This window comes from Plantactinospora sp. WMMB782 (assembly GCF_049179135.1).
Lineage (GTDB): Bacteria > Actinomycetota > Actinomycetes > Mycobacteriales > Micromonosporaceae > Plantactinospora.
This window is the reverse complement of sequence record NZ_JBMHMC010000007.1, coordinates 7,014,811-7,027,861: the sequence shown is the minus strand read 5'-3', so window position 1 is coordinate 7,027,861 and position 13,051 is coordinate 7,014,811. Positions and strand designations below refer to the sequence as shown.

At 72.9% G+C, this 13,051-nt stretch carries 13 protein-coding genes; 6 read left to right on the top strand and 7 right to left on the bottom strand.

Features of this window, described 5'->3' with window-relative positions:
* Positions 1–81: 81 nt before the first annotated feature.
* Together ACN28A_RS33400 and ACN28A_RS33395 are read left to right on the top strand one after the other, a co-directional pair.
* Entirely contained in the window at positions 82–1,137 is a 1,056-nt protein-coding gene (locus ACN28A_RS33400) for an SPFH domain-containing protein (RefSeq protein WP_421402276.1), read from the top strand.
* 58 nt (positions 1,138–1,195) lie between these two features.
* Positions 1,196–2,161, top strand: coding sequence for a hypothetical protein (locus ACN28A_RS33395; protein ID WP_421402274.1), 966 nt, complete (start codon positions 1,196–1,198; stop codon positions 2,159–2,161).
* Positions 2,162–2,254: 93 nt separating this feature from the next.
* Here ACN28A_RS33395 and ACN28A_RS33390 read toward each other — a convergent pair whose 3' ends face one another.
* From ACN28A_RS33390 to ACN28A_RS33365, 6 genes are all read right to left on the bottom strand, one after another.
* Positions 2,255–4,720: a lanthionine synthetase LanC family protein gene (locus ACN28A_RS33390; RefSeq protein ID WP_421402271.1), complete on the bottom strand. Its 2,466-nt coding sequence runs from the start codon at positions 4,718–4,720 to the stop codon at positions 2,255–2,257.
* A gap of 10 nt (positions 4,721–4,730) precedes the next feature.
* Positions 4,731–5,714 (bottom strand): phosphotransferase family protein, encoded by a 984-nt coding sequence (locus tag ACN28A_RS33385; protein ID WP_421402269.1) that lies wholly within the window; start codon positions 5,712–5,714, stop codon positions 4,731–4,733.
* A gap of 212 nt (positions 5,715–5,926) precedes the next feature.
* Complete coding sequence (locus ACN28A_RS33380; protein ID WP_421402267.1) at positions 5,927–6,454, bottom strand: hypothetical protein; 528 nt, start codon at positions 6,452–6,454, stop codon at positions 5,927–5,929.
* 172 nt (positions 6,455–6,626) lie between these two features.
* Positions 6,627–7,880, bottom strand: coding sequence for a formamidase (gene fmdA / locus ACN28A_RS33375; RefSeq protein ID WP_421402264.1), 1,254 nt, complete (start codon positions 7,878–7,880; stop codon positions 6,627–6,629).
* 20 nt (positions 7,881–7,900) lie between these two features.
* Complete coding sequence (locus tag ACN28A_RS33370; protein ID WP_421402263.1) at positions 7,901–8,185, bottom strand: zinc ribbon domain-containing protein; 285 nt, start codon at positions 8,183–8,185, stop codon at positions 7,901–7,903.
* Between the two features lie 112 nt (positions 8,186–8,297).
* Positions 8,298–8,582 carry a DUF427 domain-containing protein gene (locus tag ACN28A_RS33365; protein ID WP_421402261.1) on the bottom strand — a complete coding sequence of 95 codons (285 nt, stop codon included), beginning with the start codon at positions 8,580–8,582 and terminating at the stop codon, positions 8,298–8,300.
* Positions 8,583–8,737: 155 nt separating this feature from the next.
* Here ACN28A_RS33365 and ACN28A_RS33360 point away from each other — a divergent pair, with 155 nt between their 5' ends.
* Complete coding sequence (locus ACN28A_RS33360; RefSeq protein ID WP_421402259.1) at positions 8,738–9,478, top strand: D-Ala-D-Ala carboxypeptidase family metallohydrolase; 741 nt, start codon at positions 8,738–8,740, stop codon at positions 9,476–9,478.
* 185 nt (positions 9,479–9,663) lie between these two features.
* Here ACN28A_RS33360 and ACN28A_RS33355 read toward each other — a convergent pair whose 3' ends face one another.
* The gene (locus ACN28A_RS33355) at positions 9,664–9,915 is read right to left on the bottom strand and encodes a hypothetical protein (RefSeq protein ID WP_278062103.1); all 252 of its coding nucleotides are present in this window, start codon (positions 9,913–9,915) and stop codon (positions 9,664–9,666) included.
* A 681-nt stretch (positions 9,916–10,596) separates the two neighbouring features.
* Between ACN28A_RS33355 and ACN28A_RS33350 the strand changes: the two genes are divergently transcribed.
* The 3 genes from ACN28A_RS33350 (at position 10,597) to ACN28A_RS33340 (ending at position 12,977) form a co-directional block, all read left to right on the top strand.
* Complete coding sequence (locus tag ACN28A_RS33350) at positions 10,597–11,361, top strand: helix-turn-helix domain-containing protein (RefSeq protein ID WP_421404775.1); 765 nt, start codon at positions 10,597–10,599, stop codon at positions 11,359–11,361.
* A complete protein-coding gene (locus tag ACN28A_RS33345; RefSeq protein WP_421402256.1) occupies positions 11,352–11,540 on the top strand; it encodes a DUF397 domain-containing protein in 189 nt (62 codons plus the stop codon). Before ACN28A_RS33350 ends, ACN28A_RS33345 begins: the two co-directional genes overlap by 10 nt.
* Before the next feature lie 165 nt (positions 11,541–11,705).
* Positions 11,706–12,977, top strand: a complete 1,272-nt coding sequence (locus ACN28A_RS33340) for an alpha/beta hydrolase family protein (protein WP_421402254.1) — start codon at positions 11,706–11,708, stop codon at positions 12,975–12,977.
* Positions 12,978–13,051: the final 74 nt, after the last annotated feature.

The following is a 13,051-nucleotide window of genomic DNA, read 5'->3' as shown; positions in this document are numbered from 1 at the left end:
AACCCGTTTTATCGGCGACTTGACGCGAAATAGATCTTCCCTTTATCGTCCTCCTGACGAAAACAGGGGAGGGGGCGCGTCATGGCGGACGTGACCAGGCGGCTGTTCCTGCGACACCTGCGCGGGACGCCGACCACGTGGATCCGGCACTCGGTGCGGGGCAGGGTGCGGCACGAGGGAGTGGGACAGTCCTTCTGGTATAGGCCACTGGTCGGCGTACTGAGCGAGGTGCCGGTCGACGACCGCGAGCTGCCGCTGCTCTTCCACGCCCGGACCAGCGACTTCGCCGACGTGACGGTGCAGGCGACGGTGACGTACCGGATCGCCGACCCGGCGCTCGCGGCGGGCCGGCTGGACTTCTCGGTCGACCCGCACAAGGGGGTGGCCCGGGGTCGCCCGCTCGACCAGGTCGCCACGCTGCTGGCCGAGCTGGCCCAGCAGCCGGCGCTCGACCTGCTGGCCCGGGTGCCGCTGGCCGAGGCGCTCACCGACATCGCCACGGTCCGCGAGGCGGTCTCGGCGGCGCTGCGCGACGAGGGTCGGCTCACCGACGTCGGCGTCTCGGTGGTCAGCGCCCGGGTGGTGGCGGTCCGACCCGAGCCGGAGATGGAGCGGGCGCTCCAGACCCCGACCCGGGAGACGGTGCAGGTCGAGGCCGACCGGGCCACCTATGCCCGCCGGGCGCAGGCGGTGGAGCAGGAGCGGGCGATCGCCGAGAACGAGTTGCAGAACAAGATCGAGCTGGCCCGCCGGGAGCAGCAGCTGGTCGAACAGCACGGCGCCAACTCCCGGCGCAAGGTCGAGCTGGAGGCCGCCGCCGAGCTGGCGGTCGCCCAGGGCAGGGCCGAGCGGGAGAAGGTGGCGAACGCGGCGGCGGCCGAACGGGCCCGGGTACTGGCCGCCGCCGAGGCGGAGAAGGAGCGCACCCTCACCGCCGCCAAGGCGGAGGGAGTACGCGGGATCGGGCTCGCCGAGGCGGAGGCGGAGGCGGCCCGGCTGGCCGCGTACCGGGACCTGTCGCCCGAGGTGCTGCACGCGCTCGCGCTCCGGGAGGTCGCCGGGCAGCTCCCCGAGATCGGTCAGCTCACGGTCACTCCGGACGTGCTGACCGGCCTGCTCGGCCGGCTGTCGCGATGAGCGGGGAGCCCCGATCGGGCCGCGAGACGGTGTTCCCGAACCGCGGCGGGCGGCACCGGTGAGCGCCACCCTCGCTCCGAGGGTCGTCGTGGTGAGCCGGCGCAGCGAGCTGGACGAGCTGCTGGCCCACCACGGCACCCGGGCCGCCGCCGGCTACTACCTGCGGCAGCGGGGCCGCGACCTGGCCGAGGTGGTGGCCCGGCACGAGGCGTTGCAGGCGGCGCTGACCACCGTCGGCGCGGCCGTCCCGGCGGACTGGCGGCGGGGCCGGGCGGACCGGGACGACCTGGCCCGCTTCCCGTTCGCCGCCGAGGACATCGTGCTGGCGGTCGGCCAGGACGGGCTGGTCGCCAACGTCGCCAAGTACCTCGACGGACAGCCGGTGGTCGGGGTGGACCCGGAGCCGGGGCAGAACGCCGGAGTCCTCGTCCGGTTCGGACCCGAGGCGGTCGCCCGGCTGCTGCCGGCGGTGGTGGCCGGGCGGGCGCCGGTGCGGGAGCGGACCATGGTCCGGGCCGTCCTCGACGACGGCCAGGAGTTGATCGGGCTCAACGAGGTCTACGCCGGCCATCCCGGCCACCAGTCGGCGCGCTATCTGCTCTCCACCGCCGACGGCCGCCGGGAACGCCAGTCCTCCTCCGGGATCGTGGTCGGCACCGGGACCGGCGCCACCGGCTGGTGCGCCTCGATCGCCCGGGAGCGTGCCGCCGCACCGCCGTTGCCGGCACCGGACGAACCGGCCCTGTGCTGGTTCGTCCGGGAGGCGTGGCCCTCCCCGGTCACCGGCGCGTCGCTGACGGCCGGCCGGCTCGGTGCGGACGAGACGCTGGAGATCGTCGCCGAACGGGAGCGGCTGGTGGTCTTCGCCGACGGTCTGGAGACCGACCACCTGACGATGGCCTGGGGACAGCGCCTCACCGTCGGTCCGGCCAGCCGCCGGCTGCGCCTGGTCGAGCCGGTGCCCGCCCCGGCCGGTGCGGACGACCGCTCGGGACGGGTGGCGACGCGCGGCCGGAGGCGTTGAGTGAGGCCGGCGTCCGGGCGTGCTGGTGCCGACCGGCCCGACCGGCGGACGACCGCTCGGGACGGGTGGCGACGCGCCGCCGGAGGCGTTGGGTCAGGCCGGCGTCCCGGCGTGCTGGTGCCGCCCGCGGCGACCGGCTGGCGGCTTCCGGCGAGGTTCGCCCGGACGGTCGGCAGGCGCGGCCGGCTGGACCGGCAGGCTGCTCTCCGGCGGTGACGCCGTCCAGGGCAGGACGCCGTCGGCCACGCCGGCCACCCCGGCCTCGGCGAGCAGGGCCTGGCCGAGCCCGGCGACACCGGTCAGCAGTCCGGGATTCTGCCTGGCCCATCGCGAGACACCGCCGCCGCCCCGGACGAGTCGGGCGGTCCGGCACAGCGCCCGGGCGGCGGCGTCGACGGCGGGCGCGTGACGGGCCGGTGTGACGAAGCCCTGCCGCTCGACAGACCTGACGATCATCAGGTTGCCGGCCAGTCCGTGACACAGGACCATCCGGTCCAGCCCGTCCTCGACCAGCCAGCCGAGCGACCGGACCGTCGTGTCGAGACCGGACACGATCTCCTCGCGCAGGTGGGATGCGCCGAGCAGTCGCCAGGTCATCGATCGCCCCAGGGCGATTCCCGGGGCGCCGTGACACCAGGCGAACGCGTACCGACGGCCGCCTACGAAGCCTCGGACGGTCGGTTGGAGCCGGAAGTCGGGCCAGTTGCGCTGGACACGCGAGAATCGGTGCCGCTCGTACCCGACAGCGTCCAGGGCCGCGCTCCGGAACCGCTCGTCGCCGGTCGCCACGGCGAGATCGGCCAGGGCGAGCGCGATGCCGGCGCAGCCGTGGGCGAGCCCGGTCAGCGGTACGTTGCTGCGCACCTGCGGCTCCCGCCAGGCGACGGTGTCGGCGACCCGGACCGCCCGGGTCAGCAGAACCCGGCCGACCTTCTCCGCCACGTCGAGGACCGGGCCGGCCGCCTCCTCCCGGGCGAGCGTCAGCAGCCCGGCGACCGTGCCGGCGAGCCCCGTCAGCCAGTCGTTGCCAGGGCAGTGCAGGTCGCGGTCGAGCCGGTCCCGGACGATCTGTTCGCCAAGTGCCGAAAGCTCGGGGCGGTCCAGCCGGCGAGCGGCCCGCAGCAGGCTCACGGCGACCCCGGACCAGCCGAGATAGTAGCCGGCCTCGCCCGGTGGCATCCGCTGCTCGACCTGTCGGGCGGCACGGCGGAACGCGCCGACCGCCGCGTCGGCGAACCGGTCGTCGTCGACGGTTTCCGCCAGTGTCGCCAGGAAGGACGCCACGCCTGCCGTGCCGGAGTAGACGTCCGCGCCGATCGCCGTCCAGCTTTCGCCGCCGTCCGATCCCCACCAGGTGCACGCGTCGTCCCACCACATCGCCTCGGCCAGCAGCATCTCCCCGATGCCGACGGCGGCCCCGACCAGGTCGTCCGGACCGGGTCCGGCGGCGAACGGCTCGGCCACCGCAGGGCCAGGGCCAGCCGCGACAGAGCCCGGCCCCGAGGCAGCTCCAGCCCCAGGGACCACGGCGACAGAGCCCGGGGCTGGGCCAGCGGCAGCGGTGGCGATCCCGGCGAGCTGTCCCAGCTCGCCGGAGCCGGGGTTCCGGTACGGCGCGACGATGGAGACGCCGTTGGCGCCCAGCCAGCTGACCAGCTCCGCCGCCCGCCGCTCCGGCCCGCGTGCCCGCCGCGCCGCCGGTGTGCAGAGCGCCTCGGCGAGCAGCCGGCACCGGTGCTGGCCGAAGCTCTCGCCGCCGCCCGGATCCTGCGCCACCCCGACACCGCGCAGCAGTGCGGCGGTGAGCGGAGGGATCCGGTCCCCGAGCACCGGGTCCAGCTCCGGACGGCACCCGGCGACCACCTCTGCCACGGCCGGGAACACCGCACCGGCCACGTAGAGCACCGCGGAATCGCAGCGGTGGTAGCCCTCCGGGGTGTCGGGCAGCTTGAGGGCGAACGGTATCGACCGGGCGTTCAACTCGGTGCTCAGCAGCCGGGTGAGGGTGCTGGCGCCGTCGGCCACGATGTTCCAGTAGACGCGGACCGTCGGGTCCACTTCGGATGGCCGGGCGAGGCTGCCGAGGACGTAGCAGAAACCCGGCTGCGCGGCGCGGAGACAGGGCGACTGGCGTACGGTGAGGGCGTCTCCTGGCGAGGTGCCCGGATCCCACTCGGCGACAGCCTCCCGGGGCACCAGGAAGGAGATCCCGTCGCGGATGGCGACCAGGCCCTCCGGGTGTGGGCGGGCGTAACGCCAGTTCCCCTCCGCCGGACCCGCGCCGACGATGCTGTTCCGGATCTGCTCGACGAAGGCGGCGTCCGGCGGGCTGCCGGCCGGCTGTCCCCGCAGGCGCGTGGGGACCGGGCTCCCGGTGACGAAGAAGTGCTGGTAGAGGTGTCTGGCCAGCGTCGACCGGATCGACGGCGGTGCTGCCCGGTCGGCGGTGCCACTCGGCGGCTCGGCGGAGATCCGCTGCCCGAACCAGACGAAGCGGTTGTCGTCGAGGACGCGGACGTGCCTGGCGAGATCCGTCAGCTGCTCCCGGTACGAGGTCACGGCAGGTTCCTCAGCTCAACGGGATACCGAGCAGGTGGCGTACACCCTCGTAGGGGCGCCGGGAGAGGTTGTGCGCGAGTTGGAGCGCCATAACGCACCGAGGGTCCAGGGTCTCCGATCCGACGCTGGCTTCGAAGATCGACCACAGCAGTCTGACGACGGCGAACCGGACGGCGCGGTCGAGCGCCGACCGGCATTCGGCCGCCGGGAGCCGCCGCCCGGTGGTGTAGCCGCGCCAGAACGCCGCCAGCGCCTCCTGCAGCTCGGGTACCGACAGCGCCGACCGGGAGACCATCGTCTCCGCCGTCCCGGTGCTGGGATCCGGCATCGAGCCGAGCCACGAGCCGAGGTAGGCGGCGAGCACGCAGCCGATGTCCCAGGAGGCGTCCCCCAACCCGGCGGACTCGTAGTCGACGAGTACCGGTCGGGCGACCGCGTGGCCGGTCGTGGCCGGCAGCACCACGTGCGGCCATTTGACCTCGCCGTGGATCCAGGTCGTGCGACGCCAGCTCTCCCGGCAGCCGGCCAGGGTGGCGCAGAGGGTCGCGTCCTGCTGTACGGATCGGACCAGCCGCGTCGTGGCGGCGCCGAGATACTCCCGAAGCGCGACAGGTGGTGCGTCCAGCCGCAGTGCCGGCGGCAGCGGCGCCCGCGGATCGTCGGCGGCCGGCGGAAGCTCGTGCAAGGCGGCGAGTACCCGGCCGAGCCGCCGGCCGAGTCGAGCGATCGTACGCCGGGAGGTGATCCGCACCGGGTCGGACGGTCGGGACGGCTGGATCGCCTCCAGCACCAGCAGCGGCAGGTCGGGTTCGTGCCGGATCAGCCGTGGGCCGATGTCCCGGAACCCGGCGCGGTGTGACAGCGCCTGGTAGACCCGGGCCTCGTGCCGGATCGTCGCCTGCTGTTCGTGGCTGGTCGGATGCTTCAGGAAGTAGCGACGGTCCGGGCCGGCCTCGACGATGTGGCTCGGACTGCGGCTGCTTCGGCTGGTCACGACGATGTCGGCGGGGTCGACACCGTCCCGGGGCAGGAGGCCACACCCGATCAGATGATTCAGCAGGCCCGCCGGCGACGACAGGCCCGCCGGCGACGACAGGACTGCGGGCGACGGCAGGACTGCGGGCGACGGCAGGGCTGCGGGCGCCGACCGGCCCGGAACAGCGGTGGGCTGCGCGGCCGCCGGGCGGTTGGCGGTGGACGGTCCGGTCACACCGGGCAGAAGACCGTGCAGAAGCACGTCTGCTGTTCGATGGTTATCTGGGGGCGGCAGAAATAGGGGTAGGTCTGCGGATAGCGAAGGACGGCCTCCGGCGTGAAGCGTCCGCGTCGCAGTCTGGACCGCGACGCCGGAACACAGTCGTCGGACGGCTCCGCCGCGAGTTCGGCCGAGTACGGCCCACGCAGGAAGTCCGCGTGCAGGTCGGCTGAGGTGGTGTGCACGTGTTCGATCGTGGCCGAAGAGCGGACGAAGACCACGCTGGGATCCAGGGAGGTGGCGTCGGCGTCGGCCTGGCGACTGGCGACGACGTCCGCCTCGGCGATCCGTAGATAGCTGTCCAGACCCGAGGTCAGATAGAGGCGCCAGTATCCGTCCTCCCCGTCCCTGCCCAGATAGCCGTGCAGTTCCACGACGTCTGGGGGCGGGTCCTGCGGCACCGACCGGAGGTCGTCGACGAGACGGTCCTGCCGCAATGGCGGGCGGCGGGCGGCCGGACCCGCCTTCTCCTCCGACATGGCGGAACTCCTCTGTGGTGGCTGCGGATGTCTGCACTCGACGGGGGCTGCGGAAGTCGGCGCGGGCGATTCACGCTAACAACGGCCGCCGGTCGAAGTCTCTGTACGCCCGGAACGCTCAGATGGCGCAAAGTCGATCAATCTCGTCGTCCGGCCGAGACCGTCCGAAACGTCAGAAGGTCGCTTTCGGGGCGCCCTGGCCGGGACTGATCCGGGTCGGTCCGGCGGCCGACGGACGTACGTCCACGTCGAAGATCGCCGTCGGCAGGTAGACGGTGGCGCAGGAGTTCGGGATGTCCACCACCCCGGAGAAGCGTCCCTCGATCGGGGCGGCACCGAGGATCAGGTACGCCTGCTCGGGGCTGTAGCCGAACCTCGTCAGGTAGTCGATCGCGTGCAGGCAGGCGCGCTGGAACGCGAGTTGCGAGTCGAGGTAGCGCTGTTCCCCGTCGGTGCTCACCGAGATGCCGGAGAAGGCCAGCCACTGGCTGTACTGCGGAGCCACGATCCCCGGCAGGAAGATCGCGTTCTCCGAGACGCCGTACATGGTCATGCCGCCCTTGATGACGTCCACGTGCAGGTCGACGAAGCCGCCCATCTCGATCGCGCCGCAGAAGGTGATCTCGCCGTCGCCCTGCGAGAAGTGCAGGTCGCCGACCGAGAGGTTGGCGCCGGGGACGTACACCGGGTAGAACACCCGGGTCCCCTTGGTCATGTTCTTGATGTCCTGGTTGCCGCCGTTCTCCCGGGGCGGTGCGGTCCGGGCCGCCTCCGCCGCGACCCGGTCGAAGTCGGCGCCGCCCAGCGAGCCGAGGATGGCACCCTCCGGCAGCGGCGGCAGCGACAGCGGCGGTACCCGGTCCGGGTCGGTGGCCCGCAGCGCCCCCTCCCGCTCGTTCCACTTCGCCAGCAGCGGCGCCGACGGGGCGGTACCCATCAGCCCCGGGTGGATCATCCCGGTGAAGGTCACCCCGGGGACGTGCCGGGAGGTCGCCTGCTGCCCGCTGAAGTCCCAGATCGCCTTGTACGCGTCCGGGAAGTGGTCGGTCAGGAAGCCGCCGCCGTTCTGCTTCGGGAAGATGCCGGTGTAACCCCAGCCCTGCCCGGCGATCGGCCCGGAGTCCTCCTGTGGGATCGGCCCGACGTCGAGGATGTCGACCACCAGCAGGTCACCGGGTTCGGCGCCGTTGACCGCGAACGGGCCGCTGAGCGCGTGCACGATCGGCAGCGGCGCGTCCCGGACGTCGGCGGCGGAGTCGTCGTTGTGGATGGCGCCGTCGAACCACTCCCGGCAGTGCACCCGGAACGACTGGCCGGGGCGGACGGTGGCGACCGGCGGGATCTCCGGATGCCACCGGTTGTGTCCGGTCAACTCCTGCTCGGTGAACCTCTTCGTCGAGTCCAGCGGAAACAACAGCTCCGGCATCGCGGCTTCCCTTCCACCCGTCAGGGCCGTGGCAGCCGGGCGTGCCCGGGGTGGGCGGCCGGTCGGGTCGGCGTACCGCGTCGGCCCGGGATCCGGTCCACCACCGCCGGTGCCTCGGCGCTGCGGCCGGCCCGGTCGAGGGCCGCGACCAGGGGCCGCGGCATGGCGCGCAGCGACGGCGCGGAGAAGACCCGGACGGCCTCCGCCGCGCAGGTCGCGCAGCAGAGCCGCGCCGGGGCCTGCCCGATCGGAAACCGGGCGGTCAGGACCCCGTGCCGGGGACACCGGTACTCGTACGTCGCCACGGCTTCCAGGATCGGACCGGGTACGCCGACTCCGCAGCCGAAAGCCGCAAGTAACCCCTTTCGGTGCCGACCAGCCCGGTAACCGGTCAGGTCGGGCACGCTGGGACCGGGATCACTCGACGACGGTGACGTCCTTCCAGAAGGCGACCCGGTCCCGGACCATCTCGGCGTCCGGCTTCGGCTCGGGGTAGTACCAGACGGCGTCGACGCTGCGCCGGCCCTCGTGTTCGAGGGTGTAGTACGACGCGGTGCCCTTCCAGGGGCAGACGGTGTGCGTCTCCGACTCCCGTACCAGGTCGTCGCGCAGGGCCGTACGCGGGAAGTAGTGGTTGCCCTCGACCACGACGGTGTCGGTGCTCTCCGCGATGACCAGGTCGTTCCAGATGGCTTTCGGCATCAGCCAAGACTATTCCGGCGGCGGGTTAACGGGGCGTCTCCGGCCGGTGAAGGAAACCGCCAGTCCAAGAAAGGTCACCGGAAGATATTGACTTGTGATCGGCGGGCAGCCATCCTCGTCGATATTCACAACCCCCGCTCGGTATGGAGGACCCCTTGTTCAGACGTACCGTCAGAATCCTCGCGACGCTCACCATGGCCGCCGCCGCCACCCTGGTCGCGACCGTGGCCACCGCCGGCCCGGCACAGGCCGACGGCTGCTACACCTGGGGCCGGACCCTCTCGGAGGGCATGTCCGGTGAGGACGTCCGGCAGTTGCAGATCCGCGTCGCCGGCTACCCCGGCTACAACGCGGTGCTCGTCATCGACGGCGCCTTCGGGCCGGCGACCCGGGCCGCCGTGGTCCGCTTCCAGCAGGCGTACGGACTCGGTGCCGACGGCATCGCCGGCCCGCAGACGTTCAACCGGATCTACGCCCTCCAGGACGACGACTGCACCCCGGTCAACTTCAGCTACGCCGAGTTGAACAACTGCAACTCGGACTGGTCCGGCGGCGCGGTCTCGGCCGCCACCGCCCGGTTCAACGCCCTGGTCAACATGTGGAAGCTCCAAGCCATGCGGCACGCCCTCGGCGACCAGCAGATCCGGGTCACCAGCGCCTTCCGCAGCCACTCCTGCAACAACGCCGTCGGCGGCTCGGCCACCAGCCGGCACCTCTACGGCGACGCGGTCGACCTCGGCGTCAGCCCGCACTCGCTGTGCCGGCTCGCCCAGCAGGCCCGCAACCACGGCTGGCGGGAGATTCTCGGCCCCGGCTACCCCGGCCACAGCGACCACACCCACGTGGCGCACAAGTCCAGCCGTACCTGGTCGGCGAGTTCCTGCGGCGTTTCCTGACGCGTCGGCCGCCGAAGGCCCGTCGGCGGCGGGACGGGCAGCGGTGGCCAACATGCCCGGGCGGGGCTCCTTCCATCCGGAAGGGGCCCCGCCCGGCGTTTCGGAGTCCGCCCCGGCCGCTTCGGGGGCGGACGGCGGCCGAGGCGGGTCGGTGGGCCGAGGAGGGCCGGTCGGATGCCGGGGCATCAGCGCGGTGGCGGCAACCAGCCGAGGAACCGAACGGCCAGCGAGACGGCATCGCCGTGCGGCTGGTCGGCCAGCGCGGTCAGCAACTTGCGGGCGAGGTGCATCCGTAGCCCCTGCCGGTCGCCCCGGAACATGGCGAGCAGCACGAGCCGGGCCGGCTGACAGGGCCAGTCCGCCCCGCAGGCCCGGCACCGGAACAGCGGCCGGCTGTGCAGGTGCGGCCGGCGTCGGGCGAGCATCGGCCAGGTCATGCCGCGTCGCCGGATGCGCGCCGGCTCACCGAACTGCACGTTCGGTGCGGCGGCTGCCGAGGTGGTAGCGGCGCTCCGTCGGGGCCGGGGGCCTCCGGGACGGAAAACGGCTGTTCGCGGCCCAGACCCGGGGCGGCGGAGGAGGCGGTTCCGACGGTCGGCCCGCCGCCGGCACGCCGCTCGGCGGCGGTGGATCAGGGGGTACGGACACAGCCCGCCCGCCGCGCCCCGGTGTCGGCGGGTACGGCATCGGAACGAGTTCGACAGAGTCCGGGCAGCGCCAGCGCCAGCCGCAGCGGCAGTAGCGCCAGAGCCGCCGCCAGTCCCGACGGTGCCGGGGCTTCACCCGGTCGGTCCGCGCCAGCAGCACCCGAAGCAGGCGTGCCCGAGTCGTCATTGGCGCCTCCCTTCTTGGTATTCCCAGAATTGGATGCGGGGGCGACGCCGGGAAAATTGCCGTCCCCTCCGACGTCGCCCCCGCGCAACCCCGGCCCGGCCTTGATAAATCTTTTCGGGATTGGTTTCGAGCCGGGGTGCATGTCTTCCACAGTGGCGTGTCGAGCCCTACCCTCGGAAGGCGTCGCGCCGCATTGTGAGTGGTCAGGGCGGATTGTGTCCGGTGTGTGGCGCGCCGGTCGAACCTGTGAGGACGGTGTGGTCATGGATGATCGAATTCGTTATCTGCTCGACGAGTTGCGCCTTACCCGCGACGCGCGCGGATTGTCGCAGGAGGATCTTGCCCAGCATATTCCGTGGGCGGCATCCACCATTGGCATGATCGAAAGTGGCCGCCGCAAACCGCCGCCCGGCTTCTGGGTCGCCGCCGACGACGCGCTGCAGACCGGCGGTGCGCTGAGTCGTCTCGCCACCCGGCTCGGCTCGCCGCAGTGGTTCATCGACTGGTCGACCGCCGAGCAGAACGCGGTGTCCCTGCGGTCGTATCAAGCGCTGGTCGTGCCGGGCCTGTTGCAGACCGAGGCGTACGCCCGTGCGGTGCTTACCGACGCCGGGCTGACCGGCCTGGAGGAGATGGAGCGCCGGCTCGCCGCCCGGCTGGCCCGGCAGGCGGTGCTGACCCGGGACGACCCGGTGGACCTGACCGCCGTGCTCGACGAGGGGCTGCTGCACCGCCCGGTCGGCGGGCCGGCGGTGATGCGCGAGCAACTCGACGCGCTGGTCGCCGCCGCCGCCCTGCCGCACGTGCGGCTGCACGTCGTCCGCAACACGGTCGGCGCGTACGCTGGCCTGAACGGATCCTTCGTGATCGCGACGGCAGCGGACCGCGCCGAGACCGGCTATCTCGACAACCAGTTGGCCGGTCAGGTGGTGGACGGTCCGGACGACCTGGCGGCGTTGCAGCGGGCCTGGGAGGCCGTCCGGAGCGAGGCGCTTCCGCAGCAGCAGTCCACCGAGTTGATACGGGAAGTGGCGGAGAAATGGATCTGACCGGCGCTGTGTGGATCAAGAGTTCCCGGAGCAGTGGCAACGGCGGCGACTGCGTGGAGGTGGCCCGCAACCTGCCCGGGTTGGTGGGGGTGCGGGACAGCAAGGACCCGGCCGGTCCGGCGTTGGCCTTCGGCCCGGCGGCCTGGCGGCTCTTCGTCCGCGACCTCCCGACCCGCTGACGCCCGACGCCCTCGCACCCGCTACACCGGCCGGGTGCGAGGGCGTTGCCGCGTTTCGCCGCCGCCGACCCCGATTTCCGGGTAGCCACCCCCTGAGATTTCTCCGGGTTCGCCGGCCACCATCGACAGATGTGGCCGGGGCCGACTGCGGGCCAGGCTGCCGGTATGCGAAAACCTTCTCGACGCTTGCTGCTCGCCGGACTCGCCGGGCTGCTGGCCGTGTCGGTCCCGGCCGCCGCGCCCGCCGCGTCAGCCCGGACCGAGCCGCCGCCGACAGCACCGCTGCGGCTGAGCCTGCCCGCACCGACCGGCCCAAACCCGGTCGGCAGCACCGAACTGCACCTGGTCGACCAGGACCGCACCGACCCGTGGTCGGACGACGGCCGGCCGAGAGAGCTGATGGTGAGCCTCTGGTACCCGGCGTCGACCGCCCACGGCGGGCGCCCGGCACCGTACCTGCCGCCACTCGCCGGCCGGCACTTCGCCGAGCGCACCGATCCGCAACTCGGACTCGACGCCGGTCAGGTCGATTGGGCCGGAACCGTCACCCACGCCCGCACCGGAGTGCCGGTACGCCCCCGACGCGGCGGCCACCCCGTCGTCCTCTTCTCGCCCGGCGGCGGCGTACCCCGGGCCCTCGGCACGATGCTGGTGACCGAACTGGCCAGCCAGGGGTACGTGGTGGTGACCGTGGACCACACCTACGAGACGCCGGAGGTCGAGTTTCCCGGCGGGCGGGTCGAGCCGCAGCGGCTGCCCGACATCGACCCCACCGAGCTGAACCACCGGATGCTCGACACCCGGGTCCGGGACACCCGGTTCGTCCTCGACCAGCTCGCCGTGCTCGCCCGGGGCGGGAACCCGGACGCCGGGCAGCGGCGGCTGCCGACCGGGCTCGGCGCCGGGCTCGACCTGTCCCGGACCGGCATGTTCGGCCACTCGGCCGGCGGCTTCACGGCGGCCGAGACGATGCTGTCGGACCGCCGGCTGGACGCCGGGGTGGACATGGACGGCAGCCTGGCGTACAGCTTCTCGGCCGGGGACTTCGGCGATGTCGTGCACCAGGGACTCGACCGGCCGTTCCTGCTGATCGGGGCGGGGGAGAGCGGCGGAGTGCCGCACACCCACCAGCACGCCCAGGACTGGGCGGAGTTCTGGGCCAACTCCACCGGCTGGAAACTGGATCTCCATATCGCCGACGGGGAACACTTCACCTTCGCCGACCACCAGGCGCTGCTGCCGGCGCTCGCCGAGGCGTACCCGTTGCCACCCGGCCTGGTCGCCGGCTCGATCGGCACGGTGGACCCGGACCGGGTCGTCAGGTCGCTGCGGGCCTACCTGACCGCCTTCTTCGACCAGCACCTGGGCGGCCGGCCGCAGCCGCTGTTGCGGGACCCGTCGCCCCGGCACCCGGACGTGACCTTCGTGCGACCCTGACCTACCGTGCGGGTGTCCGTCCCGTCGGGCGGGCACCCGCGCTCTCGGCCGGGCCGGTCGGCACGCCCACCTGG